Source organism: Pseudobdellovibrio sp. HCB154 (assembly GCF_046267985.1).
In the GTDB taxonomy this organism is placed as follows: Bacteria; Bdellovibrionota; Bdellovibrionia; order Bdellovibrionales; family Bdellovibrionaceae; genus Pseudobdellovibrio.
This window is the reverse complement of sequence record NZ_CP176530.1, coordinates 279,542-303,791: the sequence shown is the minus strand read 5'-3', so window position 1 is coordinate 303,791 and position 24,250 is coordinate 279,542. Positions and strand designations below refer to the sequence as shown.

The following is a 24,250-nucleotide window of genomic DNA, read 5'->3' as shown; positions in this document are numbered from 1 at the left end:
TTTATTCCTTCTGGTTTATCTCTGCAATTATTCAGCCTCTAAGCTTCCGCAGCATTTTTTGTACTTACGGCCACTGCCGCAAGTGCATGGGTCATTTCGCCCGATTTTTGCAGCTTCACGCACAACTTGTTGTGGTTTGTGGTGGTGATGAGGGTCTTCACCTTCACGGTGAGTGTGGGCATCGCCATCGATAAAAAACCACTCGCCAGATTCAGATTTACGAAATTGCGAAACTTCATGGTGATCTAAACCTTCACCATCTTGTTCGTAAGTTGCGATAAATTCGACAGTTCCTTTATTATCGTTTTCAGTGCCTTTACTTGTTGAAACGATTTTTAAACCTTTCCATTTTGCACTTTGAGCCCATTTTTTTGTAGTCGCGGTATCAAAGTCATGGCGTGATTCTGGAGCTAAAGTTTTTTTCAAGTAATCGATATTTGCTGTCGCGTACGCTGAATAGCGCGAACGCATTAGTTTTTCTGCCGTTGGTGCTTGTTTTTGACCTGTTAAAAAAGGTTCGCAGCACTGACTAAAGCTGATATTTGATTGGCAGTAACAATTCATAAGTTCTCCGTTGCTAAATTGGTGTTTTAATCTTAGAAAGAAACACAGAATGATTCAAATTATTTCTCAGGCGCAAGCCAAAGATCTATTGATAGATGCCCAACGTCTTAACGTGGCAAATCCTTTTGGCCAAGGTACACAAGCCGTGGTGAAAGCTATTTCTCATTTAGGATATGTACAAATCGATACCATTAATGTGATCGAACGTTGCCATCACCACATTCTCTACACACGTATCCCAAAATATAAACTAACCGATCTTCACAAAGCGCAGACGACAGATAAATCAGTTTTTGAATACTGGACTCATGCTTTGGCGTATGTTCCGACAGCCGATTATCGTTTTTTTATGCACGACATGAAACGTCGTGAAAATGATCCCGGAACCTGGTTTTACCCTGTTGACCCCAAAGACATGAAAAAAGTTTTTGCAACGATTAAACGCGAAGGCGCTATTTCAATTCGCGATATCAATGACGATGAGCTGGTTGAAAAAGATCATGCCTGGGCCAGTAAAAAACCATCAAAACGCGCCCTGCAATTAGGTTTTCACACCGGAAAACTAACGATCAGCGAACGTGTCGGCATGTTAAAAAAATATGAGTTAACTGAAAGACACTTTGACTGGAAAGAAAAACCCAAAGCCGCCACACCTGAAGAAGTTTGCAATTACATGATTGATCGCGCCCTGCGCTCACAGGCTCTAGTGAATGTTGAAAGTATTTGCCATTTAGAAAAAGCACAAAGAAAAACTATGGTGAAAAAACTTTTATCTGAGCGTTTAAAAAATAACGAACTTGTCGAAGTGGCTCTTAAAGATCAGAAAAAGAATGTGTTTTATACTCGCTCCGAAGCGTTGGAGCAAAAGATAAAACCCTCAGAACTAGTTCACATTCTTTCGCCTTTTGATCCCCTAGCTATTCAGCGCAAGCGTTTAGAATTTTTCTTTAATTATAATCATCGTTTTGAAGCTTATGTTCCTAAGAACAAACGGGTTTTTGGCTACTTCGCCCTACCTGTGCTAGTCGATAACGAAATCAAAGCGGTTATCGATTTAAAAACCGACCGCGAAAAACAAGAATTGTTGATCCAACAATGGACTTGGGTCGGTAAACATAAAAGTGTAGCGACAAAACAACGTATTGAAGACGAGCTTAATCGTTTTGAGAAGTTTCAACTAGCTTCAGTAAAATAATTTAAGCTAAACTTTAAATTATGAAAAAAGCAGCCAAAATTACCGGTATCGGTGGTTATGTTCCTACGCGAGTTATTAAAAATACTGATCTAGAAAAAATGTTGGATACAACTGATGAATGGATCCAACAACGCACAGGAATCGTTGAGCGTCACTGGGCTACAGATGACCAAGGCACTTCTGATTTGGCCGTTGAAGCTGCGAAAATTGCCATTCAAAATGCAAAAATTGATGTTAAACAAATTGATCTTATTGTTGTAGCCACTTCAAGCCCCGATATGGATCTTCCAGGCTGTGCCTCTTTTGTTCAGGCAAAATTAGGATTACCGGGAGTACCCTACTTCGATATTCGCCAAGCTTGTTCTGGATTTATCTACGGCGTTTCTTTAGCCAATCAATATTTATCAAGTGGTGTTTATAAATGTGCGCTTGTAGTTGGCGCTGAAATTCAATCAAAAGCTTTAGATAAAACACCTAATGGCAAAGGCACTTCAATTATTTTTGCAGATGGGGCTGGGGCTGTTATTTTACAAGCCACAGATGTTAAAGATGAAACGAAAGATCCCCATATTTTAACTACTAAACTTCATGCTGATGGCGCAGGGGCTGCTGAATTATGTATACAGGCGCCGGGATGTGGCTTGGGCGCAGAACGCATCACTCACGAAATGATTGATGCCGGAAAAATCTATCCGCAGATGAACGGACGTTTAGTTTTCACTCATGCAGTCACAAAAATGCCTGAAGTTTTAGGTGAAGCCCTCACAGAAGCTAAACTGACTTTAAGCGAAGTGGATATGCACTTCTTCCACCAGGCTAATGTGCGAATTAATCAAAAAATTTGCGAAGATATGGGTATCCCGCTTGAGCGTGCCCACACAACAATTCAAAAATTCGGCAATACCACAGCAGCAACAATTCCTTTAGGAATGTATGACGCCTATCAAGCCGGAAAATTGAAAAACGGAATGACCATTTCTATGGTGGCTTTCGGTGCCGGTTTTACTTGGGCTTCAGCTTTAGTACGCTACTAAAAATTAACACTGATATTAAAAATTAAACCAGATCTGCCTTTAAAACGATTGTCTTTGGCAAAATTAAAAAAAGGCTGCAATTGAAAATCTAAGATATTGCGGTAAATATTCTGATGCCACGTCACCGAGACCACGTGCTCGTGCAGGTGGTATTTTTCGCGGTTATGAGAATTAAAAATCCAGCTGTAAATAAATGTCGTTTTTTCTGCATACCCCTGCCCCAGGGCTAAACCATTTGTCACAAATAGTTTATGAATCTTTTCCTGGTATTCACCTTCGTTAATGAGCGTAATATCCCACACCGGAGTAAATTCGTAATTAAAGTTTAACGCTTGGAATGTGCCTGTGCCTTTATCGGCATCGGCGAAAAGTTCGAACTTAGGATTCATTTGAAAATCTTTAACTTCGGCCACGCTTTCAAACGCCAATGACTGCGAAACTTTTAACGGGTCTTGTAACTCAATGCGCGGCTGAAAAGTTGTACGCACGTTTCCTAATTTACGAAAAAATCCTAACGTGGCTCCGTAATTTTTACGGCGTTGGGTTTTACGTAAATAACCGCTTTCAACCCCGCGGCCGTCTTCTTTTTCATCGTACGAAGTGAATTTTAACTGCATGAATTCTTCTAAATTTTGCAGACGTGGACGGATTGAAATACTTGAAGTGTTATTAAAATTTTCGCTTTCAGTAATGGTCGTTGTATTATCAATGCGAAAACTGGATTTATTTCTTTCTTTTGAAACACGCTTTCCGGTTAAGAATAAATCAATACCTTCGGTGACCCCGTCAAACCATGCCGAAATATCGCGATTACTTTGAATAAATTTTTTCTCCCAATCAGGATCTTTTTCAACCACAGGTTTTTTCTGGGCGTAAACCGGCCACCCGATCATGATGCAGCTGAATAGACAAAATAATTTACGCAAAAAATTTTCTCCGCAAGTTTTTTGGTTGTACTTTTATTATCATCAACCGTAATCTTGCCTTATGACAAACGTAAAAGTTTCTTTTCTGCTGTTTTTTTGCTTAAGCTTGAAAGTTTTTGCTTATGAACCAAAAGAGGGAAATGTCACAGCCACTCTAGGCCCGTTTGTTTCACGCACCGATTATCCCGGATCTGACAGCGGCGCCAAAGCGCCTTGGTTTGGAGGCGTCGGGCTTATCGTACAAGGTGATCTTAACCAATATGGCGCTTTAGAGATTGCAATGTTTCACATGCAGAAAGCTTACTTTCGTAAAGACAGTGCTACTGTTGTCGCCGAGAAAACAGAACTTATGCATGTAACCATGGGTTATCGCTATTTTATCAGCCCGTTATGGTCAGCGTCTTTAGCTTTTTCGTCGTCTTATCCTATGGGGCAACCGCGCATTATTCACAATGACTTTGCGCCTGGTGCAACGATAAATACATCAGCCTCAGATACTGTGGATTATGGTTTTGATTTTTCGATAGCGACTGAATTATGGAACAATGATCGCTTCTCAGTTGTCAGTGATATTCGGTATGGCTTATCAATCACCGATAAAAAGGACGAAAAAGGCAGTCATTACGGCATCCTGCTTGGATTAAAATATTTAATCCAAGAAAAATACCCAGATCTAACTAAAGAAAAAAATTAGTTCAAAGTTTTGCGGCTGGATACAACAAGCAAATCCGCTAGTTCATTCGCGTGCTCTTCTTCATCAGCCAGAATTTTTTCTAACAGACGGCGAGTTGTTGGATCATTATGACCGAACCAAGCAATCATCTGACGGTAAACTTCAATCACGGTACGTTCAGCCACCAAATCTTCACGAATCATATCCGTTAAATCAGTCGCAGCACCATATTCGGTAGCGGTTCTGGTTTTAATGGTATCCGGGTTAAAATCTGGATTTCCACCCAACTGATCAATACGCACAGCTAAAGCCCAAACGTGTTCATCTTCATTGGCGGCATGTTCTTTAAATTCTTCAGCCACATAAGGCGCATTAATACCTTTAGCAATGACCGCGTGATGACGGTAACGAAGCACACACAGAATTTCTGTGGCCAAAGCTTCATTTAACAATTGGCAGGCTTTCTCTACATCTAGCGGGTAATCACCGGTGACAGCGCCTCGATTCATTGAGGTCATGGCATGACGTCTGATTTCTTCTAAATTAAATAATGCTTCTGCTTCTGTTGGTTTTTTTTCCATAAATCCCCCTATAAATTTGGATCGACAATAAGATTGTTGACCACTTGTTTTACGCCAGGAACTTTGTTCGCTGTTTTAATAATGTCGTTAACTTCGGCCTGGGTTTTTACCCGTCCTTCAATGGTGACTCGGCCGGTTTGGGTATAAATCGTAAAACTATCAGTGCTGTAATTGCGAACGTTGGTTTTTAAACGGTCATGCACCCGCACAGTGGTTTTTAAATCTTCAAGTCCCTGATATGGAACTGTGATTTTACCATCACGATCATTGATCGCTGCCGCTGCAGGCAACACAGGTACTACAAACAAACTCAGAATTAGATATTTAAAAATCATAAACTCCCCGTTATGCATTCTGTTATTACCATCACCAATCAGACTGCAATTTGTTCACCACTTAACACTAGGGCAAAGCTCCTCAGACTAACGCGGGTCTTAAGTTTGCAATAAAGATAATGCTTACAGCAAAAAGCCAAGGAGGGTTTATGGACAACAAACAAAACATTCACCCACAGATGAAACCGGATGAAAGATATATAAAACCGGACAATCCTGATTCGCTTTTTTCACGATTCTTACAGCGCCAATCGCACAAACCCACAGAATTACAGTTAGAAAAATGGGAAGACGAAGGCGGAGTTGTTCCGGAATACAATGCTGAGTACGGTTGGTACGAAAACGACCCGTTCACTAAAAAAGTAAAATTATTTTTTAAACGAATGCTGGAGAAATTTAGCCAAAACGTAGCTCCCAAAAACCTACAAACAAAAGCTTCTCAGCATCACTACTAGTTTTTAAGACAGAATGCGCGAAGGCTTAAGCGACGCTTTGTAGTGAGAAGCTACAGCTTCAAATTGGCGTGTAAACTCGCGCCCCAGAAGCTGTAGGTTTTCTGGCGGAATTAAATCTTGAACCAGCTTAAGATAACTTTCTTCTTCAACCAGCACATGACGGTCAATCACGTCAGCTAAAGCCTTCGCTTTTTGTTCGATATTTTTATTCCAGGTCAGGCGAAAATTTAAACCTTCAAGCTCTTCAATCATAATTTGCATAATGGCGTGCTCTTCAATAGCCTCGTCGAGCTGGTGCTGCACTTCTTTAGAAAAAATAATTTCGTCATATAAAGCATTTTCTTCAGCTTGTGCGTGGGGCACCCACAAACCCACTAAATCAAATAAAGCTTTTTGCTTTGCTGCTTCATTTGATTTTGAATCTTTAAGAGTTTTTGTGAATTCATACAACATACGATGCTGTTCAAGAATCAGCGAAACGATTGATTCCTGTTGTTTCGTATCAATCATCACCAAAGGGTGATATGGCAAATCGCCCGATTCATCCTGAGGACGGTACGTTAAATTTTTATCTCGGTCGAAATCGCGACCCAGCGTCGGTTTATTTGTCATATAAAAAGCTTAAAGCAAGAAGCTTTCCAAGCTTTGGCGTGGCTTTCATTTTGCAATTTACAAAATTTTTTAAGCAAGGAGGGAATTATGACTAAAACTCAAAAAAGACATCACCGCCAAGGGCCACGCAGCGAACGAAAACACGCCACTGAACGTAGCGTTACTCCTTCAACTATTACGCGTATTAAAGACTATTCTAAAGAACTCTCTAAAAGATTGATTCATAATTACGTTTTACCGATGACACGTGTTATTGAGCACCGCTTACAGCGACTGGAACAGTCTTTGTAGTTTCTTCGCAAATTTCTTTGATTTTAATCATCAAATAGTTGTCAAAGCCCCCTAAACAGGGTGTGTTTTTTGGCACTTTGTTGATATTTGCCCCGTTAAGAAAAAAATAAAAACTTTTTTTTGATCCCCCTTTAACCGTATGTAAAAACAGTCCGACCTTATGGGGAAATCATTTTTAAAAAACACATTTTCAGTATTCTTCGACAAAGAGATTTTTACAGCTATTATCGCTGGACTGACGATCATTGGTTTTATCTCGTGGGCTCACGTTCATAAATCGATTCAAAAAGACGTTAATCACCGCCTTGAGTACGAAGCCGAAACGGTGACTTCGGCCTTGGCGAACAGTTTAAATAATTATGGGTCGTCGCTGGCCTATAGCCGCCTTTATCTTGACGCCCATGCTGGCCATCAACCGGATAAAAAACGCTTTCGTGCTTTTGCCGAAAATTTACAGGCACAATCAACGACCTACAATTTATTAGGCTTAAATTTTTCGACCCGCGCTGAACTGCAAAAACTGGTGTCTCGCCTGCCGAATTCGCACAAAAACGATATTCTTGAATCACTGACCACGGCTTCAATCACCTTAACTTACCCGCTGACTCCAAAAGCAAAGCTTAATACTGAAGATTTTTCTCTCGTATTAGCTATGCCGTTCTTTGGCCAAAAACAAACACCAGCAACAGTGCAGGAGCGCGCCGCTAAAGCCCAGGGTCTTATCTATATTCCCGTCTCTTTTAAGGATTTATTTACCCATGTTTTAGGTGAAGCGAACAACGTCAAAGAGCATGTGAATTTTTCTTTAATCTTTATTGATCCAGAAACAAATAAAGAAACTGTAGCTTACACCCGTTTTCCGGGGCGCGAAGGTGATTCATCATTACAGAAAGTTCATGAAGTTGAAATGTACGGAAAGCGTTGGAAAATTTCGGTTATCGCTTTGCCAGATTTTCTATCGCTGAGTGACCGTTATTTAGGTCACGTGGTGGCGCTTGCTACCGCTTTAGTAGTCGGGCTTCTTTTAAGCTTTTTTAAACAATTTGAAAATGCGATTCTTCACGAAACAAAAGAAAAAGCGTTACTTGAAGAATCACATCGCATGAAATCAGCTTTCTTAGCGAATATGAGCCACGAAATCAGAACGCCGCTCAATGCTATTACCGGCTATTCTGAAATTTTAAGCCGTACAGATAATCCGCTTGAACGCCAGACGCTGATTGAAAATATTCAGAAAAACAGTTCACATTTAACAGGTATCATTGACAACATTTTAGATATTTCAAATATCGAGTTCGGTAAAATTTTTATCAGCACCCACCGTATTTCAGTTCGTTCGCTGTTTGAAGATGTTTTACTGACCATGAGTAATCGCGCTGTCACTAAAGGTGTTGAATTTAAGATTAAAACTGAAGGCCTAATGCCTGAATACGTTTTAACCGCTGAATCGCGCGTAAAACAAATTATGACAAATCTTTTAGGTAATGCCGTGAAATTTACCGAAGAAGGTTCTGTCAGTTTAACTTTTTCAGCGGAAACTTCGGCTAACGGGCAAAAATTTTTAGTCGTGAGCGTGACTGATACTGGCATCGGTATTTCTAAACATGACCAGGCTGATCTCTTTCAGTCTTTTTCGCAGGCCGATGCTTCAAGCACGCGCCGTTTTGGTGGCGTTGGTTTAGGTTTAGTTGTTTCTAAACGTATGGCCCAGCAATTTGGCGGCGATGTAACGCTGATTGAAAGCCGTTTAGGCCGGGGTTCAACTTTTGAATTAAAAATTCCGTGTGGTGATATTGCCGGTGTTGAATGGGTGACTGGTTTAATGGATGACGTTATTCAACCTAAAACTTTAGCTCAATTGCAGGATTACAACCAACTGACAGGAAAGAAAATTTTAATTGTGGAAGACTCTGAGGATAACCAAGATATTTTTCAATTCTTTCTTAAGTCAGTGGGAGCCATTACTGATGTCGTTGATAACGGTGTCTCAGCTATTCGCAAAGTGCGCGAACAAGATTACGACCTGATTTTAATGGACATTCAGCTTCCACAAATGGATGGTTTAGAAGCCACTCGCCGTTTGCGTGTGGAAGGTTTTACAAATCCGATTATAGCCTTAACGGCACATTCTTCGAGTGAAGAAAAAGCCAGCAGCCTTGAATCAGGCTGTATCGGATTGATCACCAAACCGGTTAGCCAAGACACCTTAGTGCAACAGATTTTAGCTCTTATGAACGACTCAACCAAGGACATCACTACTCGAAATGTTGCTTTAAAGCCGAAGGAAAATTATGATAGAGACTATGCAAGTTCCCGTCGAAGCCCGCCAAAAATATCTTGAACGCCGTAAGCAAGATGTCGTTGCCAGTAAAGAAGCTTTATCTAAGCAAGATTACTCTTTTTTAGAACGCTTAGGACATCAGGTTAAAGGCAATGCCATAACCTTTGGTTTTGATGAATTAACGAATATTGCCGTGGCCATTGAACAGGCCGCTAAGGCGAAAAACATCACGCAGCTACAAACGCTTATTGAGCAATTTGAATCGGCCGTGAATAACGCCCACCTGTAGTTTTTGAATTAAAAATTAAACCATAAAAAAGGCCCTTAAACTTTAAGCTTAAGGGCCTTTGTATTTAACGAATGTATCAGAGCCCTACTCAGTGCTCGACCTGTTGTCTTTCGATCTCACGTAGGCGGCGGTAAAGCGTTTTACGGTCGATTTGTAAATCACGCGCTGTCTTTTCTTTAGCCCCGTTATTAAGGTCTAAAACGTGTTGCACGTATTTGTTCACCAATTGCTCAACAGTCATCACATTATTGCTGCCAAACACCGGAAAGCGAACACCTGCTTCTTCTTTTTGTTCGCCGCCTGTGCGGTTATCGGCCGTACAAACATCTTCAAAACGGATGATATTCGAATTAGATAACACGATCGCACGCTCGATGGTGTTTTCTAATTCACGCACATTGCCCGGCCAAGCGTGGTTCATTAAATAATCATGAGCCTCTTTACCGAACTGTTTTACTTTTGTGTTATTTAGAGCCGAATACTTACGTAAAAAGAACTCTGATAACGGTAAAATATCTTCTTTACGTTCGCGTAAAGGTGGAATCCAGATTGGAATCACATTTAAACGAAAGAATAAGTCTTCACGAAAATTTTTATTGGCAATTTCTTGGCGTAAGTTCTTGTGAGTTGCCGACAAGATACGAACATTCACCGCACGGTATTGGTTTTCGCCGATACGTTTGATTTTCTTTTCTTGAAGTACACGCAAAATTTTTGCTTGAAGTGGTAATGTTAAATCACCGATCTCATCTAAGAATAATGTTCCGCCTTCAGCTTCTTCAAAAAGACCCACTTTTTTGTCAGCCGCCCCTGTGAAGGCCCCTTTTGAGTGACCGAATAATTCAGACTCTAAAAGATTTTCTGGAATCGCCGAACAGTTGATCGCTACAAACGGCGCTTTTTTACGTGAACCCATGCTATGAATCGCTTTAGCGATCACTTCTTTACCTGTTCCGCTTTCTCCAGTGATAAGAATGTTGGCGTTCGATTGAGAAACACGGCGGGCTAACTCGAGCGCGTTTTTAATTCCGGCGCTTTTACCGATAATGCCTTCAATACTGTTATGACCTTCTTGAAGTTGCACCACAGTTTTAAGTGTCGAATTTTCTTCTTCAACACGCGTTAAATAAAGCGCACGTTCTACAGAAACTAACAACTGTGGAAAGTGCAGAGGTTTAACCACAAAGTCATAGGCGCCGGCGGCAATCGCTTCAACCGCAGTTTCTACTTTCTTATTTGCGGTAATTAGAATAATCGGAATCTCATTACCTAAAACTTTTAGGCGCTGGGTGAATTCAATCCCCGATAACCCTGGTAACATGAGGTCGGTGATAATCACGTCAGCTTTAACTTTGACACTGCTGATATCTTCGAGAGCCGATTGGGCGTCGTCATAGCAGACAACATCGTAGTTACGGACTCGGAAGAAACTCGAGATAAGTTCTTGAATATCCTTATCATCATCAATCATTAAGATCTTTGCTTTTTTCATTCGTACTAAATCCCCTCTTATTTACGGGGTGATCTAGCATAGGTACTTTTTTTCCCCAAGCAAAAAGTAGAGAAATTCCCCGATTATTTTTAAACATCCTATTATTTAAGCGATTTTCAGTTAAGATTTTTTGATATCTACAGATTCTGCCAGAGGCCTCTGCAAAGTTTTGCGAAATCGCAATGGCCTCGCGTTTGCTCTCTGTAAAAATGTGATTCACTCACGTATCAACTCAAGGAGAGCCTATGAAAAAAGTTGCACAAAGTCTTTTAAAACGTCGTTCGAAATCTGCGAGCAAAGCGAAAAGTAAACGCTCGACAGCTCATGCGCGCAATCCTCTCGTCGAAAATGCACGTAAACTTTTATCAGGCGACATTAACTTTTTTAATAAGCTGAAAGAACGAAATCTGCGCCGCAGATTAACGATCGCCCCAGCCTAACTTTAGAATTCACTGCAGTTTCAGAGATAGCTAAGGTTAACTTAGCTATCTCTGATTTCGCGTGATAACAAACAAGCTAACAAATAATTTACGCCCCAACACCCGGGGCGTTTTCTTTTTTCGCACCCCGCAATTTCTGATCCTGCCGATTACTTTCGATCTGAGAATGGCACCAGCTCTGCAATAGATAAATTTGTCAATGTGACATGGAGGGCGGAAATTCATTACTTCGCTTCGGCGAAAGAATGGTGTTGAAGCCTCGCAGAGACAATCATGACTAATATGACTGATACTCATAATAACCATGAAAGGGCCAAATACGAGATGTCTAGTATCTGGCCTTTTTTTATTGTACGATTTAATCGAGGCGAAGCCTCGTGGAGATACGCAATGAAAACAAAAACACTACCTTTTATCATTCTAACAAGTATCGCTTTAACTTCTGCAGGCGCTGAAAGCGTCACAGATAAAACAACTCTAGGCGAAAAAGTTACCGCAGAACTACAACCCAAAAACGGATCACAAGTCTCAGGACAAATTGATTTTTTTCAGACCGCCAAAGGCGTGAATGTAAAATACAAAATCAAAAACCTGGCCCGTAACAAAAAATTTGGTTTTCACATTCATGAAAAACCAGATTGCTCATCTGTGGATGGTAAATCAGCGGGTCCACATTACGCCAAAATGCCAGGTCACGAAGGCCATGGCACATCTTTAGATTTTCCGGATTTATATGCGGGCGATCTACCGATGGTGAGCAGCAATAAAGCAGGAACGGCTGAAGGCGAATTCACTGTGTCTCATTTATCAATTAGCGAAAGCGCTAGCGGTACTTACAGTATTATCAATCGCGCTATCATCGTGCACGGCGGGCCTGATGATAAAACTCAAAAATCTGCGCCAAGAATTGCCTGTGGGGTTATTAAAACCACAGTAAAATAAAGAGGAGCACATATGGAAATGCCAACATGTGAAAAATGTGGAAACCAATACGATAAAACTTTTACCGTTTTAATGAATGGCGAATCTCACGTGTTTGATTGTTTCGAGTGTGCGATATCTAAACTTGCTCCCCATTGCTCTCACTGCAACACCCTGATTATTGGTCATGGTGTTGAGGCCGAAGGGGATTTTTTTTGCTGTGCCCATTGCGCCAAGGCGCAAGGGCATTTCATGATTGATCGTCCGATCGACGAAAAAGTAAATCACATTTCCTAATAAGGTCTTAGTGATGTAAATTCACTTTCTCGTGATGGCCTGGTGTATAAGGCTTATCACTCACCATAGATTTAAAAAATCCAGCTACTTTAATAACTGGCGAACTTGGTGTTTCCCAATATTCAACATCTTGCAATTCTACACGAAGCAAAACTAAATCTGCTGTTTCAATGCCTTGTGGAAACCACGCTTTCATCATCGGCGTCCATAATTTAATCATGCGAGCGCGGTCAAAAACTTCGTAAGCGTTACCTGAAGCTGAAACGAATTTTTCTTTTCCTGAAGCATAAGTTAATTGCACCTGATGATTGCTGCGAATCTCTGAAACTAAATGCGAATTAGATGATGTAAAAAACCAAAGATTTCCGTTTTCATCAGCCTCTTGCGTGTACATCGGCCGGCTACAAAGCCCTCCGGCATGATTGTGGGTTGTTAACATACAAATCCCTGCACTTTCGATAATGTCGCTGATCACACGTAAGTCTTCAGTCATCGATTTTTTCATTTCATTTTTCATAAAAATCCCTTCGCTAAAATTTTTGTCCGTTCTTTATTTTGCAAAATATATTCCCAGACAAAATTCCCCACAGCTAAAAGGAACAAGTTTTGCTTATATTTGCCAACAGACGTTAACGAATAAAAAAGGAATTTTATGAATCAGTTACATCCCGGCGAAAGCCTTTCTGCATGGTTAGATACGCACGATATGCCCACTTTTGACCCGTTAAAAAATAATATCAACGTCGATGTTTGTGTGGTTGGAGGTGGTATTGCCGGATTGACCACGGCTTATTTGCTGATGAAAGAAGGAAAGTCTGTTTGCGTCTTAGAGGCTTTTGAGCTTGGCAGCGGACAAACCGGCCGTACTACAGCCCATGCGTCGGCAGTTTTAGGAACACGCTATTTCGATTTAGAAATGTATCATAGCGAAGAAGGCACGCGGCTGATTGCCCAGAGCCATACAGCGGCACTTGATCGTATCGAACAAATTGTAAATAAAGAAAAAATCGACTGCCACTTAGAAAGACTTTCTGGTTATTTATTTCAAGGCGACAACGCTGAACCTGATACATTAATGCGCGAGCACACGGCCGCTCGCCGCGCAGGACTTATCTACGCAAAAATGTTAGACAATGCGCCTCTTACCCAATTTAAAACTGGCCCCTGCTTATCGTTTCCACGCCAATTGCAACTTCACCCGCTAAAATATATCGCGGGTCTTGCAAAATGCATTGTGGATGGTGATGGAAAAATTTTTACTCATTCACCCGCTGTTGAATTTCACAACCGCGATTTTGCCGCTGTCAAAACACAAAGTGGTGCGATAGTTACCTGCTCATCGCTCGTGGTGGCGACAAATACTCCCGTCAATGATGTTTTTGCGATTCACACCAAACAAGCGCCTTACCGTACATATGCGATTGGTTTTCATATTATCAAAGACAGTGTAGCTAAAGGGCTTTATTGGGACACCGATGATCCTTATCATTACATTCGCACCGAAAGTTACAATGATAAATACGACCTACTCATTGTCGGTGGTGAAGATCATAAAACCGGACAAGAAGCTCATCCCGAAAACTGCCATCAACGTTTAGAAGACTGGGCGCGCTCACGTTTTCCGACGATTGTTGATTTGGCTTATCGCTGGTCAGGGCAAGTGATGGAACCGGTCGATGGTATCGGCTTTTTAGGCCACAACCCGCTTGATCGCGACAATGTGTTTGTAATTACCGGAGACGCCGGTAACGGCATTACTCATAGTACAATTGGTGCCATGATCGTGACCGATCAAATTGCCCAACGTGAAAACCCTTGGGAAGATTTATACAATCCTTCACGCATCAGTCTTCTATCAACGGCCAATTACGTGCGTGAAAATTTAAATGTAGCGGGCCAATATGGTAAATGGCTGTCATTTAGTCCAAAACCCGATATCGAAGATTTGCGTTTAAATGAAGGCCGCATATTTCGCGATGGCATGGCGATGGTGGCGGTTTATAAAAATCAAGCCGGCGTCGCCCATTACATGTCAGCGGCATGCCCCCATTTAGGTGGTGTTGTTTCGTGGAATAACGCTGAAAAATCTTGGGACTGCCCTTGCCATGGTTCACGTTTTGATTGTTATGGAAAAGTGTTAGAAGGGCCAGCGCTGCAAGATTTAAAACCTCTTGATAGTTCTGAATTTGTCGAACCTGATTTTATTCCTCTCGAAAAGCAGTATCCCCGTATAACTGACGTGCCCATTATCTAAAAGGAGAAACCGCCATGGCGCAAACTACACCGGTTCAAACAACTTCAGCGAAAATATCCTCAGCTCAAGCTAAAATGGCGCACAAACTTCACGATGAAGAAAGAATCCACCGTTCAATCATCATTGATAGATCTCCGGCTGAAATTTACACGTTCTTTCGTAACTTCAGCAATCTTCCATACTTTATGAAAGATCTTGTCGCATTAACAGTGCGCTCTGAAACAATCTCTCACTGGGTAGTGCAGCTTGAACATGGACCTAAAGTTGAATGGGATGCCGAAATCACTGAAGAAAAATATGCTGAAATGATTTCGTGGAAAACCGTGGGAAAAACCGAAGTACAACAAGCAGGTTCGATTTGGTTTTCAAAAGCACCTCGCAATTTAGGAACAATTGTTCGGCTTCATATGGCTTACTCTATCCCCGCCGGGCGCGTGGGAAAACTCGCTACACAACTTGTCGGTGAAGATCCGGATTCAATATTACTCACTAATTTAAGCCGCTTAAAAGCGTACTTAGAAACTGGCGAAGTACCGACCACAAAAGGTCAACCCAGTGGCCGTGATGAAGATCTCGCCCCTGAAATGAAACACTAAAAAGGATATACGTATGAAAGCGCTTTGCTGGTTTGGAAAACATGAAGTTGGAATTCGTAACGTTAAAGAACCCAGTATTATTAATCGCCACGACGCTATTATCAAAGTAACTCATGCTTCGATCAGCGGATCTGACTTACACATTTATAACGGCGCAATTCCTACTATGGAAAAAGGCGATATCTTGGGTCATGAAACCATGGGCGAAGTCATGGCGGTGGGCGCTCTTGTCACGAAAGTGAAAGTGGGCGATACCGTTGTTATTCCCTTTAACATCGCCTGCGGCAGCTGTCATTTCTGCAAAGAACAAGAGTATGCTTCTTGCGATAACACAAATCCAAATTCCGTGATGGCTGACCGGCTTTACGGCCATTCAGGGTCTGCCCTGTTCGGTTATTCACATATGTACGGCGGCTATGCCGGAGGCCAAGCTGAATTTTTACGTGTTCCATTTATTGATACGAACTCATTAGTTATTCCAAAAGATGTGCCGGACGAAAAAGTATTATTTTTAAGTGATATTCTTCCGACCGGTTACATGGCTGCAGAAAACTGCAATATTAAACCCGGCGATACTGTCGCTATATGGGGAGCTGGGTCAGTCGCGCAAATGGCGATTCGCAGCGCTTACCTACTTGGAGCCGAACGAGTGATCGCTATTGATCATTATGAAAAACGTTTAGAGATGGCTGAAAAATCTGGCGCACACACGATTAATTTTGAAAATAGTGACAATGTTTTAGACGAAATAAATTATTTAACTGGAGGACGTGGTCCTGATTCTTGCATCGACGCTGTCGGTATGGAAGCTCATGGTCACACCATTACGGCCACACTTGATCGTGCAAAAATGGCGGTGGGCTTAGCCACTGACAGACCCGATGCTTTACGCCAAGCCATTCAAGCTTGCAAAAAAGGGGGAACCGTTTCTATTCCTGCAATGTACGGTGGCTTTTTAGATAAGATGCCTTTCGGTGCGGCCTACGGAAAAGGATTAACTTTTAAAATGGGCCAAACGCATACACAAAAATATATGAAACCTTTACTGCAAAAAGTTTTGGAAGATCAGCTTGATCCTTCGTTTGTAATTACCCAGCGCATAGATTTGGATAAAGCCCCACAGGCTTACCAACTCTTTAACGATCAAAAAAATGAGTGCATCAAAGTTGTGATCAACATGCACTAATAAATTTAAGGAGAATTTATGGCACAAAAAAATCCTATTAACTCGATTTCAGATTCTCGCCCCCTAGCTGTTATTACTGGTGCAGCCAGTGGATTTGGATATGAACTGGCTCAAGCCTTTGCTAAGAATAACTTTGATTTAATTGTCACCGATTATAATCCGGCTATCGTTGAAGCCGCTGAAGCATTTCGCGCTTTCGGTGGAATCGTTGAGCATATTCAGACTAATTTAGGCGCTTTTAAAGGCGTTGATGGGTTAATTCAAAAAATTCAAAGTATTCACCGCCCGATAGACACCGTCGTTTTTAATGCGCATGTGATTACCTCAGGTGGCTTCGGCGAAATTCCGATGGAAGAAGAATTAAATTCGATTCTGGTGAATATCACCTCAGTGGTGCATTTAGCTAAACATGTAGTGCAAGAGATGAAAAAAGAACATCATGGGCGCTTGTTATTTACGACAGGCCATCCAGAAAAAGAATACACGAATTATCACTCTGTGTATGAGGCTTCAAAAGCATTTGTAAAAACTTTTGCCGAAAATTTACAAGCAGAACTGAAAGATCAGGGTATTACTGTCGAAAGCTTTACCGAAAGTTCTGACCCTCAGGATGCAGAAGCGGCCGCTTTAAAAACTTTTAAAGCCATCATGTCTGAAAGACGTTACGTCGAAGAACATCTACTTTGATTTTAAAATGATTGGTCTTTCTTTCATTTCAAAAAGATCAATGAATTTTTGAAATGTCTGTTGGCTTAAATTCAAAGAATTTTGCAAATACTTTGCGGTGTCTGCTTTCATTTGTTCTGCTGAAACTTTGCCGCCGCTGGATTCAATATCTTGTTGGTTACGTGGATTATTAAGCCAACGTGAAATCATCGCTTCATCAACCTCTAAGTGAAATTGTAACCCATACGCTTTACGCCCATAACTAAACGCCTGGGCCGGACAAATCTTTGATTGGGCTAAGTGTTCGCAAGATTTTGGAATGTCGAAGGTATCTCCGTGCATCTGAAATACTTTTTCTGTCTTTTTAAAATGCGAAAGTAACGGCGCATGTTCTCCGGCCGTAGTCAGTTCAATATCGTACCAGCCCATTTCTTTTTCAGAAGCTTTACGAACTTCTGAACCAAGCACATGGGCTAAAATTTGCGCGCCTAAACAGATTCCTAAAACAGGCACATCTTTTTTTAAAGCTTCTTCAATCAGCTTCATTTCAGTTTTAATATGTGTGTATTGATCGGCTTCGTACACACCCATATATCCGCCAAGCACAATAAGACCGTTATATTTATCAATGGACGGAGTGGCATTTGGGTCACGCTCAAAATTCACATAGCGAATACGCAAGCCCTGTTGTTTCAATGCGGGATTTAGCGTTCCGAGAATTTCGTTAGCGACATGTTGAAAGACAAGAACTTTTCTCATGATGACTTCTATTGTAGTCGAAAAAAACGCATTGTTAAGTCTTGATTTCTTAGAATGAAACACTGGCCTGAATCAGCTTGAGAAAGCCGTGTATTTTTCCACACAAGTTCTACAGTATTTGTTAAAATTTTGTCATGCGGACGTTTAGCGGTGTATTAGTTATTTTAATGTTATCTATTTCTACATTTTTTATTTCCGGCTGTTTAGAGACAGGAAGCGGAACTGAAAGTGGAAGTACAGTTGTCTCTGATCACGATGCAAATCCTGAATTAAATAAAATTACACGTGCCGTTTGCGACCCTTTTCAAACTAATTCAACGCAATCTCGCGAAAATGGCTTAGTGGGCCAGCTTCTGTATTTAACTCCTGAACAGCCAAGGTATGAAGCGACTGAAGATTATATGAATCACGGTCAGCTAGCTAATGCGACTCTTTATTTAGACCGTCTTTTTGTACCTACACGCCCTAGTGATCGCCCATTTTACATGAATGACGGTAATCCGATCTTGAGCGTTGATGGCACTTCAATTTATAAATATTTTGGTGTGCGTATGCATTCAAACTTACAACTGGCAGCTAATGAAGAGCCTGGATATTACCAATTGGCGGTGATGTCTAATGATGGAGCCGTGTTAAAAGTTGCTGATGGCCAAGGTGGTTTTAAAACTATCGTCAATAACGATGGCCCACACCCAACTCAATTAGCGTGTGCAACTGAACCCGTTTATTTAGATCACAATACGAAACTTCCGATGGTAATGGATTATTACCAAGGCAATGGAGCCCACATCTCTTTAATTACGATGTGGCGCCCATGGCCTTCAGATCCTGATCAAGTGGCTGATCATGACTCTTACTGTGGCCGTCAAGGTAATGGTTTATTTTTTAACTTTGATGTAAATCCGGTTGAACCAAAAAAACAATTTTACGAAACGCTATTAGCCGGCTGGAAAGTTTTAGAAAATCAAAACTATCAGTTTCCTGAACAAACTGAAAATCCTTGCGCCCCTACAGAAGCCCCTCTTTCAATTCTGTCGTTCACTTTACTGAATGTACAACGTGACCGCATTACTTTAAGTTGGACAACAAATATTCCTTCAACGAGCCAAGGCTTCTGGAAAAATGTCAGTTCAAATGCGACGGGAACCACGGAAGTTAATGGCAATCTTGTAACGGCCCACTCGCTTACAATTACAGGATTATCACCGAATACTTTATACAGTATCAAAGCTATTTCTACGACACCTGGAGGACAATCAACTACTTCAGACGAAAGAGTCTTTAAAACGTTAAGATAATTATGAAGTTTTTAACCAAGCTTTTTTTATTAAGCTTTCTAGTTTCGACAGCGTTCGCTGTCAGCGGCTGTTTGACTGAAGCAGGCACCGGAACTGAAAGCGGAAGCACAGTTGTTACTGAACCTGATACAACGCCTCCGCAATCACCATCGGCAGATCCTGAACGCACAGTGTGTGATCCTTTTAAAACCAATTCACCACAAGCGCGAGATCGTGGTCTTGTCGGTAACTTATTTTATTTAACTGACGATCAACCTCGCTATAACAACCTAGCCGATTTTTTAAATAATGCTCATGTGGCTGAGGCCAATATTTATCTGGATCGTTTATTTATTCCGACGCGTCCATTTGACCGTGGGTTTTACACACAAGCGGGTTCTTTAGTCACCAACGCTTCCGGAACCACTCTCTATGAGTATTTTGGTTTGCATATGGAATCACAATTACAGTTAAGTCCCGATGAACCGGCCGGGTACTACCAGTTAGCCACATTAGCTGATGATGGTGCGGTTGTGAAAATTCCAGATGGTGCTGGCGGCTGGAAAACAATCGTTAATAATGATGGAACCCACTCTACAAAAATGGCCTGTGCCACTGAAGCTATTTACTTAGACCATAATACAAAAATTCCAGTGGTGATTGATTATTACCAAGGCCCTCGTTATCACATTTCACTCGTCAACATGTGGCGCCCATGGCCTGATGGCGTAAGTAACACTGTTGTTGATCCGTTATGTGGCCAGCAAGGTAATAGTTTATTTTTTGATTCCACAAAAGATCCGGTTGAGCCAAAAACACCGTTCTATGAACTGCTTGCACGCAACTGGAAAGTTTTAGAAAACGCGAATTATTATTTTCCAGATCAAAGTGAAAATCCGTGTGTTCCCGCAGAACAACCTTTAGCTATTTTGTCTTTTACCTTACTGAATGTGCAACGTGACAGTATCACTTTGAGTTGGACAACAAATATTGCTTCAACAAGCCAAGGTTATTGGAAAAACACAGCCACTATGGCTTCAGGTACAACCGCTGTTAACCCGGCTTTAGTCCAGACTCATACGTTAACAATTACCGGTTTATCACCTAATACGCTTTATAGCATCAAAGCTATCTCGACTACGCCAGGAGGGCAGAATGCAATCAGCGATGAAAGGGCCTTTCGAACCCTACGTTAGTCTAGTTTAGCCCGTAAAAATCACCTATTTACCTGGTTTTTCCTAAGTAAATTCATCGGCTTGGCCGATAAGAAGTGGTCTTTTACGGAGATAAAATGAAGGGCTTTTTTTCAATACGAACCAAGTTTCTGGGCGTCATGAGTGCGTTACTCATGTCCTGTCTCGTGGTGTATTTATTAATCGCCGTCTCAGTTTTTAAAACCGATAAAACAGAACTTGTGTTTGATTTAAACCGCAGCATGGTTTCCAACTTAGCAGCAGAAATTGAAACCGAGTTTAAAGGTGTTTCTGACAAATTCAGACTATTCGCCACACTATCAACAAATTCTTCTACTAAAAATTTTGCCGAACAAGTGTTCGGCGAAAATTCTCCGGTCGTATTTGCCTCGCTTTATCGCCAAGAACAAAGCTTAGCGATTAAAACTTACAGCGATAAAAAATATTCTGAAACTTATGGTCTTAATCCAGATTTTTTCAGCACAACCCTTCTTGCTGCCCGCCCGATTCCGTTTAATGAAATTTTAAAAAATGGTGAGTACTTCTGGAACGCTTCAATTGAAGGCGGCACGCCACTGATCGGTTACGGCAGAAACGTTGTGATCGAAGACAGCAAAGGTATTCCCACAGATCATTTAGCGGTTGTGGGTTATATTCAACCCGATAAAATTTTAAAAATTTTAAATGTTGTTAAAATGAGTGAAGTTTCAATTGTTGACCATTCAGGACAAATTTTACTTCATTCAAATTTTGATTGGATGAAACAGGCCAAAAATTTAAAAGACCGCGCCCTGTTTCAAAAATCCAAAGAAGCTAAAGTTAATTTAAGTGTGGCTTCTATTCAAGACCAAGGCCAAGAGTTCTTAGGAGCTTTTGCTAAAACTTACCAAGGCCAAATCATTATTCTTTCAAAAGTTTCTAAAGACCACGCCTTTTCTGCGGTGACCGAACTTGTGTCGCGCTCGGTTTCGTTTGCGCTAATCGTTATTACCTTATCTTTATTATTTGCTTTCTTATTATCACGCTCTTTAACAGAACCTATTTCTATTTTAGTGCATGGTATGGAAAAAGTTTCTACTGGCGATTTATCAACGCAAATTAAAGTTAATACGCGTGATGAAACAAGAATGTTAGCCAGTTCGTTTAATCAGATGATCTCTGATTTAAAACAATCGCGCGATGAATTACAAGAAATCAACCGCGAATTAGATCGTAAAGTTAAAGAACGCACTCTACAATTAGAGATTCAAAACCAAGCTGTTAAAGATGCCCAAGAAGCTTTACTTAAGACAACTCGTCTAGCTTCAGCCGGTGAAATCGCGGGCCGTGCCGCTCACGAAGTTTTAAATCCATTAACAGGTATTTTAGCTCGTTTAAGTGGTGTTGAAAAACGTGTGCATAACCAAATTCAACCACAGCTTGATTTAATGAAAGATATTTTCACAGCCTGGAAGAACGACCACAACAGTGGCGGCTTTCAAGCCTTAGCGGCGAACTGGCAACAGCCTTCGCAAGTCGACCAGTCATGGACCTTATGGCAAGAAGACATGCACAACTTAGATTCTGTGCAAGAAGCATTTACGCAATTAACTCATAATATTGAATCAGATACGCAGTTTTTAATTAATGAAAGCCGCCGCATCGGAAAAATCGTCGATGGTATGAGAAAACTAAGCCGCTTACATTCAGATATTAAAACGTACTCTGCCCGTCAGCTGGTTATTGATTGTAAAAACATTATGGCTGATCTTTTCATGCAGCAAGATATTGATGTGATCGAATCCTATGCCGAAGGTTATGATGAAGTCTCGATTGACCGCGATGAATTTATTCAAGCTGTCACTAATTTAATGCGTAACTCCTTACAGGCGATGTTAGGCAAAGATCAAAAACATATTTTAAAATTAGCTACTGAATTAACTGATGAAAATATCCTGATTACGATCAGCGATAACGGCAGCGGTATTTCCGAAGAGCACCAGCCAAAACTATTTGAAAAGCAATTTACGACAAAACCTGCTGATGAAGGCACTGGTCTTGGTTTAGGTATCAGCCGTCGTTTTATCCGTGCTCATGGCGGAGATATCGCTTTTGTCTCTTCGACTCCATATAAAGAGACAACTTTTAAAATTTTATTACCAATTAAATTAAAAAAACAATTAGACAATAACGAAATTAAAGAAGGTGCTGCATGAGTCAAGCTGCAAAAAAACTAAACGTCGTCGATTTACCACAAGCCAAAAAAGATTACGAATACAACTGGCGTGTGTTAATCGTTGAAGACGAGCCAGCGATTGCTGAAGGTATTAAGTCGATTATCGCTCCGGCTCCGGCAGCTGTTGTTCCGATTAATCGATCGAGTCGGTCTGCACCACCCAATAAACCCGCAGGTACGCCAGTTGAAAGTCATAAAGACCAATTTGAAGTGGTATGGGCAAAAAACCCGACTGAAGCTTTACACCATATCAAACAATCTATCTTAAATGGCAAACCATTTGCGATGGGCTTTTTCGACGTTTTATTAGGTAGTGAAATTGATGGTATCGAGTTAGTTCGCCAAATTCATTTAATGGATCCAAAAATTCATGCTGTTTTTGTGACAGCTTACCACGATAGGACTGTTGATTCGATCAATCAAATTCTAGGTGCTAATAAATCAGATCGTTGGGATTATATGAATAAGCCTTTCACTGATGGCGCTATTTTACAAAAAGCCCGCAACGCCGTTGCGATGTGGAATTTAAAAGAACAAAAAAAATTACAAGATGAACAATTATCTGAAGCTTCACAGTTATTACGTCAAAACGAACGTAACAGCACAGTGGCTGCTGTTGGCCGCAGTGTAGCTCATGAATTCGGTAACTTATTAATGCACATCGTAGGTCACGCAGAAATCGCTTTAATGAAAGGCGACCTTGCGCAAATGCGCAGTGCTTTAACGACTATTTTAAAAGCCGGTGAAACAGCTTCTAGTGTTTTATCTAAGTTTAAAAAAATGAATAACGTTGAAGTTAATCCAGAACTTGTAAAAATTAAACTCAATGCAAGTATCGATGAAGCTATTGATTTAATGGCTCATGATTTTAATAAACGTAATATCAAAGTCACTAAAATTAAATATCACCAAGTTGAAATTGAAGCGAATCACCACTCATTGGTGCAAGTGTTTATCAATTTATTCACGAATGCGGCCTATGTAATGTCGCCTTCAGGACAAATTGATATTTCAGTCGCAAAATGTGCAAACCCTGAAGGTGATAAACCAGATTCATGGGTTGAAATTAAAGTTCGCGACCACGGCCCGGGCATTCCACAAGATGTTTTACCTTACGTGATGAACCCGTTCTACACGACAAAAGGCAACAAAGGCACTGGTCTTGGCTTACCAATTTGTAAAGAAATTATTGAAGCGGAGCACTTAGGAGAATTTTCGTTAAGCAATCACCCGGCTAAGGGTGTTGAAGTAACGATTAAGGTTCCAATTAAACAAGAGGAATAAGTTAATGAGTAAACTTAACATTAGCCGCATGACAATCATGATCGTCGACGATGACGATGAAGTTCGCGGCATCATCAAAGACTACTTAACCATGTTCGGGTTTCGTAGCTTTATCGAAGCTCGTGATGGAGCTGAAGCGTATCGCTTTGTTTTAGATACGATTCAACGAATTGATTTAATTATTTCGGACTGGGAAATGCCCCGTACCGATGGTCTATCTTTGTTAAAAGCTGTTCGTTCACATAACGGACGCTATCAAACACCGTTTATCATGGTGACAAGTCAGCAATCGCAAGAGCGTATGAAAATCACAAGCGCAAAACGCCATGCAATCGACTGTTACATTGTTAAGCCTTTCCGTTCTGAAATTTTACGCGAAAAAGTATTTCAAGCGTTAAAAATCACAGAAGACGCGGCTCAGACCGGTTAACTAC

27 protein-coding genes are annotated in these 24,250 nt (G+C 41.0%); 19 read left to right on the top strand and 8 right to left on the bottom strand.

What is annotated here, in order from left to right:
* Positions 1-27: 27 nt before the first annotated feature.
* On the bottom strand, positions 28-564 hold the full coding sequence (locus ACKWCF_RS01625) for a YchJ family protein (protein WP_409478947.1): 537 nt from the start codon (positions 562-564) through the stop codon (positions 28-30).
* Between the two features lie 49 nt (positions 565-613).
* Between ACKWCF_RS01625 and ACKWCF_RS01620 the strand changes: the two genes are divergently transcribed.
* Complete coding sequence (locus ACKWCF_RS01620) at positions 614-1,759, top strand: winged helix-turn-helix domain-containing protein (protein WP_409478946.1); 1,146 nt, start codon at positions 614-616, stop codon at positions 1,757-1,759.
* Positions 1,760-1,779: 20 nt separating this feature from the next.
* Positions 1,780-2,793, top strand: a complete 1,014-nt coding sequence (locus ACKWCF_RS01615) for a 3-oxoacyl-ACP synthase III family protein (protein ID WP_409478945.1) — start codon at positions 1,780-1,782, stop codon at positions 2,791-2,793.
* On the opposite strand, the gene ACKWCF_RS01610 is transcribed toward ACKWCF_RS01615, so the two are convergent.
* Complete coding sequence (locus ACKWCF_RS01610; protein WP_409478944.1) at positions 2,790-3,719, bottom strand: hypothetical protein; 930 nt, start codon at positions 3,717-3,719, stop codon at positions 2,790-2,792. The two genes, ACKWCF_RS01615 and ACKWCF_RS01610, sit on opposite strands and share 4 nt — an antisense overlap.
* A 61-nt stretch (positions 3,720-3,780) precedes the next feature.
* On the opposite strand from ACKWCF_RS01610, the gene ACKWCF_RS01605 reads away from it, so the two are divergent.
* The gene (locus ACKWCF_RS01605; protein ID WP_409478943.1) at positions 3,781-4,413 is read left to right on the top strand and encodes a hypothetical protein; all 633 of its coding nucleotides are present in this window, start codon (positions 3,781-3,783) and stop codon (positions 4,411-4,413) included.
* On the opposite strand, the gene ACKWCF_RS01600 is transcribed toward ACKWCF_RS01605, so the two are convergent.
* Together ACKWCF_RS01600 and ACKWCF_RS01595 are read right to left on the bottom strand one after the other, a co-directional pair.
* Positions 4,410-4,973 carry a bacterioferritin gene (locus ACKWCF_RS01600; RefSeq protein ID WP_409478942.1) on the bottom strand — a complete coding sequence of 188 codons (564 nt, stop codon included), beginning with the start codon at positions 4,971-4,973 and terminating at the stop codon, positions 4,410-4,412. The two genes, ACKWCF_RS01605 and ACKWCF_RS01600, sit on opposite strands and share 4 nt — an antisense overlap.
* Before the next feature lie 8 nt (positions 4,974-4,981).
* Positions 4,982-5,308: a BON domain-containing protein gene (locus ACKWCF_RS01595; protein ID WP_409478941.1), complete on the bottom strand. Its 327-nt coding sequence runs from the start codon at positions 5,306-5,308 to the stop codon at positions 4,982-4,984.
* A gap of 149 nt (positions 5,309-5,457) precedes the next feature.
* Here ACKWCF_RS01595 and ACKWCF_RS01590 point away from each other — a divergent pair, with 149 nt between their 5' ends.
* Complete coding sequence (locus tag ACKWCF_RS01590; RefSeq protein WP_409478940.1) at positions 5,458-5,763, top strand: hypothetical protein; 306 nt, start codon at positions 5,458-5,460, stop codon at positions 5,761-5,763.
* A 3-nt stretch (positions 5,764-5,766) separates the two neighbouring features.
* Here the strand turns inward: ACKWCF_RS01590 and ACKWCF_RS01585 are convergent, their stop codons facing one another.
* Positions 5,767-6,375, bottom strand: a complete 609-nt coding sequence (locus tag ACKWCF_RS01585) for a hemerythrin domain-containing protein (protein ID WP_409478939.1) — start codon at positions 6,373-6,375, stop codon at positions 5,767-5,769.
* Positions 6,376-6,462: 87 nt separating this feature from the next.
* Here ACKWCF_RS01585 and ACKWCF_RS01580 point away from each other — a divergent pair, with 87 nt between their 5' ends.
* From ACKWCF_RS01580 to ACKWCF_RS01570, 3 genes are all read left to right on the top strand, one after another.
* Positions 6,463-6,666 carry a hypothetical protein gene (locus tag ACKWCF_RS01580; protein ID WP_409478938.1) on the top strand — a complete coding sequence of 68 codons (204 nt, stop codon included), beginning with the start codon at positions 6,463-6,465 and terminating at the stop codon, positions 6,664-6,666.
* A gap of 160 nt (positions 6,667-6,826) precedes the next feature.
* Complete coding sequence (locus ACKWCF_RS01575; RefSeq protein ID WP_409478937.1) at positions 6,827-9,007, top strand: response regulator; 2,181 nt, start codon at positions 6,827-6,829, stop codon at positions 9,005-9,007.
* Complete coding sequence (locus tag ACKWCF_RS01570; protein ID WP_409478936.1) at positions 8,958-9,236, top strand: Hpt domain-containing protein; 279 nt, start codon at positions 8,958-8,960, stop codon at positions 9,234-9,236. Before ACKWCF_RS01575 ends, ACKWCF_RS01570 begins: the two co-directional genes overlap by 50 nt.
* Positions 9,237-9,324: 88 nt before the next feature.
* Here ACKWCF_RS01570 and ACKWCF_RS01565 read toward each other — a convergent pair whose 3' ends face one another.
* Positions 9,325-10,728 carry a sigma-54-dependent transcriptional regulator gene (locus ACKWCF_RS01565; protein WP_409478935.1) on the bottom strand — a complete coding sequence of 468 codons (1,404 nt, stop codon included), beginning with the start codon at positions 10,726-10,728 and terminating at the stop codon, positions 9,325-9,327.
* A 245-nt stretch (positions 10,729-10,973) separates the two neighbouring features.
* Here ACKWCF_RS01565 and ACKWCF_RS01560 point away from each other — a divergent pair, with 245 nt between their 5' ends.
* The 3 genes from ACKWCF_RS01560 (at position 10,974) to ACKWCF_RS01550 (ending at position 12,386) form a co-directional block, all read left to right on the top strand.
* Positions 10,974-11,168: a hypothetical protein gene (locus ACKWCF_RS01560; protein ID WP_409478934.1), complete on the top strand. Its 195-nt coding sequence runs from the start codon at positions 10,974-10,976 to the stop codon at positions 11,166-11,168.
* 390 nt (positions 11,169-11,558) lie between these two features.
* Positions 11,559-12,110, top strand: coding sequence for a superoxide dismutase family protein (locus tag ACKWCF_RS01555; protein WP_409478933.1), 552 nt, complete (start codon positions 11,559-11,561; stop codon positions 12,108-12,110).
* A gap of 12 nt (positions 12,111-12,122) precedes the next feature.
* Positions 12,123-12,386: a hypothetical protein gene (locus ACKWCF_RS01550; RefSeq protein ID WP_409478932.1), complete on the top strand. Its 264-nt coding sequence runs from the start codon at positions 12,123-12,125 to the stop codon at positions 12,384-12,386.
* 7 nt (positions 12,387-12,393) lie between these two features.
* Here ACKWCF_RS01550 and ACKWCF_RS01545 read toward each other — a convergent pair whose 3' ends face one another.
* Positions 12,394-12,903, bottom strand: coding sequence for a pyridoxamine 5'-phosphate oxidase family protein (locus ACKWCF_RS01545; protein ID WP_409478931.1), 510 nt, complete (start codon positions 12,901-12,903; stop codon positions 12,394-12,396).
* A 135-nt stretch (positions 12,904-13,038) separates the two neighbouring features.
* On the opposite strand from ACKWCF_RS01545, the gene ACKWCF_RS01540 reads away from it, so the two are divergent.
* From ACKWCF_RS01540 to ACKWCF_RS01525, 4 genes are read left to right on the top strand one after another with little or no spacing between them, the layout of a single operon-like run.
* Entirely contained in the window at positions 13,039-14,640 is a 1,602-nt protein-coding gene (locus ACKWCF_RS01540) for an FAD-dependent oxidoreductase (RefSeq protein ID WP_409478930.1), read from the top strand.
* Positions 14,641-14,654: 14 nt separating this feature from the next.
* A complete protein-coding gene (locus ACKWCF_RS01535; protein WP_409478929.1) occupies positions 14,655-15,236 on the top strand; it encodes an SRPBCC family protein in 582 nt (193 codons plus the stop codon).
* Positions 15,237-15,249: 13 nt separating this feature from the next.
* Positions 15,250-16,422, top strand: coding sequence for a zinc-dependent alcohol dehydrogenase (locus tag ACKWCF_RS01530; RefSeq protein WP_409478928.1), 1,173 nt, complete (start codon positions 15,250-15,252; stop codon positions 16,420-16,422).
* A gap of 18 nt (positions 16,423-16,440) precedes the next feature.
* Positions 16,441-17,109, top strand: coding sequence for an SDR family NAD(P)-dependent oxidoreductase (locus ACKWCF_RS01525; RefSeq protein ID WP_409478927.1), 669 nt, complete (start codon positions 16,441-16,443; stop codon positions 17,107-17,109).
* Here ACKWCF_RS01525 and ACKWCF_RS01520 read toward each other — a convergent pair.
* The gene (locus tag ACKWCF_RS01520; protein ID WP_409478926.1) at positions 17,101-17,847 is read right to left on the bottom strand and encodes a type 1 glutamine amidotransferase; all 747 of its coding nucleotides are present in this window, start codon (positions 17,845-17,847) and stop codon (positions 17,101-17,103) included. The genes ACKWCF_RS01525 and ACKWCF_RS01520 overlap by 9 nt on opposite strands.
* 134 nt (positions 17,848-17,981) lie before the next feature.
* Here ACKWCF_RS01520 and ACKWCF_RS01515 point away from each other — a divergent pair, with 134 nt between their 5' ends.
* From ACKWCF_RS01515 to ACKWCF_RS01495, 5 genes are all read left to right on the top strand, one after another.
* Complete coding sequence (locus ACKWCF_RS01515; RefSeq protein WP_409478925.1) at positions 17,982-19,145, top strand: fibronectin type III domain-containing protein; 1,164 nt, start codon at positions 17,982-17,984, stop codon at positions 19,143-19,145.
* Positions 19,146-19,147: 2 nt separating this feature from the next.
* Positions 19,148-20,320: a fibronectin type III domain-containing protein gene (locus tag ACKWCF_RS01510; RefSeq protein WP_409478924.1), complete on the top strand. Its 1,173-nt coding sequence runs from the start codon at positions 19,148-19,150 to the stop codon at positions 20,318-20,320.
* 152 nt (positions 20,321-20,472) lie between these two features.
* Positions 20,473-22,512, top strand: a complete 2,040-nt coding sequence (locus tag ACKWCF_RS01505; RefSeq protein WP_409478923.1) for an ATP-binding protein — start codon at positions 20,473-20,475, stop codon at positions 22,510-22,512.
* On the top strand, positions 22,509-23,816 hold the full coding sequence (locus tag ACKWCF_RS01500) for an ATP-binding protein (protein WP_409478922.1): 1,308 nt from the start codon (positions 22,509-22,511) through the stop codon (positions 23,814-23,816). The genes ACKWCF_RS01505 and ACKWCF_RS01500 overlap by 4 nt, the downstream gene beginning before the upstream one ends.
* A gap of 4 nt (positions 23,817-23,820) precedes the next feature.
* Positions 23,821-24,246 carry a response regulator gene (locus tag ACKWCF_RS01495; protein WP_409478921.1) on the top strand — a complete coding sequence of 142 codons (426 nt, stop codon included), beginning with the start codon at positions 23,821-23,823 and terminating at the stop codon, positions 24,244-24,246.
* Positions 24,247-24,250: the final 4 nt, after the last annotated feature.

Excerpts from the sequence above, each read along its gene's own strand:
- ACKWCF_RS01625 (WP_409478947.1), bottom strand. The coding sequence starts at position 564 with ATGAATTGTTACTGCCAATCAAATATCAGCTTTAGTCAGTGCTGCGAA.
- ACKWCF_RS01620 (WP_409478946.1), top strand. The coding sequence starts at position 614 with ATGATTCAAATTATTTCTCAGGCGCAAGCCAAAGATCTATTGATAGAT.
- ACKWCF_RS01615 (WP_409478945.1), top strand. The coding sequence starts at position 1,780 with ATGAAAAAAGCAGCCAAAATTACCGGTATCGGTGGTTATGTTCCTACG.
- ACKWCF_RS01605 (WP_409478943.1), top strand. The coding sequence starts at position 3,781 with ATGACAAACGTAAAAGTTTCTTTTCTGCTGTTTTTTTGCTTAAGCTTG.
- ACKWCF_RS01600 (WP_409478942.1), bottom strand. The coding sequence starts at position 4,973 with ATGGAAAAAAAACCAACAGAAGCAGAAGCATTATTTAATTTAGAAGAA.
- ACKWCF_RS01595 (WP_409478941.1), bottom strand. The coding sequence starts at position 5,308 with ATGATTTTTAAATATCTAATTCTGAGTTTGTTTGTAGTACCTGTGTTG.
- ACKWCF_RS01590 (WP_409478940.1), top strand. The coding sequence starts at position 5,458 with ATGGACAACAAACAAAACATTCACCCACAGATGAAACCGGATGAAAGA.
- ACKWCF_RS01585 (WP_409478939.1), bottom strand. The coding sequence starts at position 6,375 with ATGACAAATAAACCGACGCTGGGTCGCGATTTCGACCGAGATAAAAAT.
- ACKWCF_RS01580 (WP_409478938.1), top strand. The coding sequence starts at position 6,463 with ATGACTAAAACTCAAAAAAGACATCACCGCCAAGGGCCACGCAGCGAA.
- ACKWCF_RS01575 (WP_409478937.1), top strand. The coding sequence starts at position 6,827 with ATGGGGAAATCATTTTTAAAAAACACATTTTCAGTATTCTTCGACAAA.
- ACKWCF_RS01570 (WP_409478936.1), top strand. The coding sequence starts at position 8,958 with ATGATAGAGACTATGCAAGTTCCCGTCGAAGCCCGCCAAAAATATCTT.
- ACKWCF_RS01565 (WP_409478935.1), bottom strand. The coding sequence starts at position 10,728 with ATGAAAAAAGCAAAGATCTTAATGATTGATGATGATAAGGATATTCAA.
- ACKWCF_RS01560 (WP_409478934.1), top strand. The coding sequence starts at position 10,974 with ATGAAAAAAGTTGCACAAAGTCTTTTAAAACGTCGTTCGAAATCTGCG.
- ACKWCF_RS01555 (WP_409478933.1), top strand. The coding sequence starts at position 11,559 with ATGAAAACAAAAACACTACCTTTTATCATTCTAACAAGTATCGCTTTA.
- ACKWCF_RS01550 (WP_409478932.1), top strand. The coding sequence starts at position 12,123 with ATGGAAATGCCAACATGTGAAAAATGTGGAAACCAATACGATAAAACT.
- ACKWCF_RS01545 (WP_409478931.1), bottom strand. The coding sequence starts at position 12,903 with ATGAAAAATGAAATGAAAAAATCGATGACTGAAGACTTACGTGTGATC.
- ACKWCF_RS01540 (WP_409478930.1), top strand. The coding sequence starts at position 13,039 with ATGAATCAGTTACATCCCGGCGAAAGCCTTTCTGCATGGTTAGATACG.
- ACKWCF_RS01535 (WP_409478929.1), top strand. The coding sequence starts at position 14,655 with ATGGCGCAAACTACACCGGTTCAAACAACTTCAGCGAAAATATCCTCA.
- ACKWCF_RS01530 (WP_409478928.1), top strand. The coding sequence starts at position 15,250 with ATGAAAGCGCTTTGCTGGTTTGGAAAACATGAAGTTGGAATTCGTAAC.
- ACKWCF_RS01525 (WP_409478927.1), top strand. The coding sequence starts at position 16,441 with ATGGCACAAAAAAATCCTATTAACTCGATTTCAGATTCTCGCCCCCTA.
- ACKWCF_RS01520 (WP_409478926.1), bottom strand. The coding sequence starts at position 17,847 with ATGAGAAAAGTTCTTGTCTTTCAACATGTCGCTAACGAAATTCTCGGA.
- ACKWCF_RS01515 (WP_409478925.1), top strand. The coding sequence starts at position 17,982 with ATGCGGACGTTTAGCGGTGTATTAGTTATTTTAATGTTATCTATTTCT.
- ACKWCF_RS01510 (WP_409478924.1), top strand. The coding sequence starts at position 19,148 with ATGAAGTTTTTAACCAAGCTTTTTTTATTAAGCTTTCTAGTTTCGACA.
- ACKWCF_RS01505 (WP_409478923.1), top strand. The coding sequence starts at position 20,473 with ATGTCCTGTCTCGTGGTGTATTTATTAATCGCCGTCTCAGTTTTTAAA.
- ACKWCF_RS01500 (WP_409478922.1), top strand. The coding sequence starts at position 22,509 with ATGAGTCAAGCTGCAAAAAAACTAAACGTCGTCGATTTACCACAAGCC.
- ACKWCF_RS01495 (WP_409478921.1), top strand. The coding sequence starts at position 23,821 with ATGAGTAAACTTAACATTAGCCGCATGACAATCATGATCGTCGACGAT.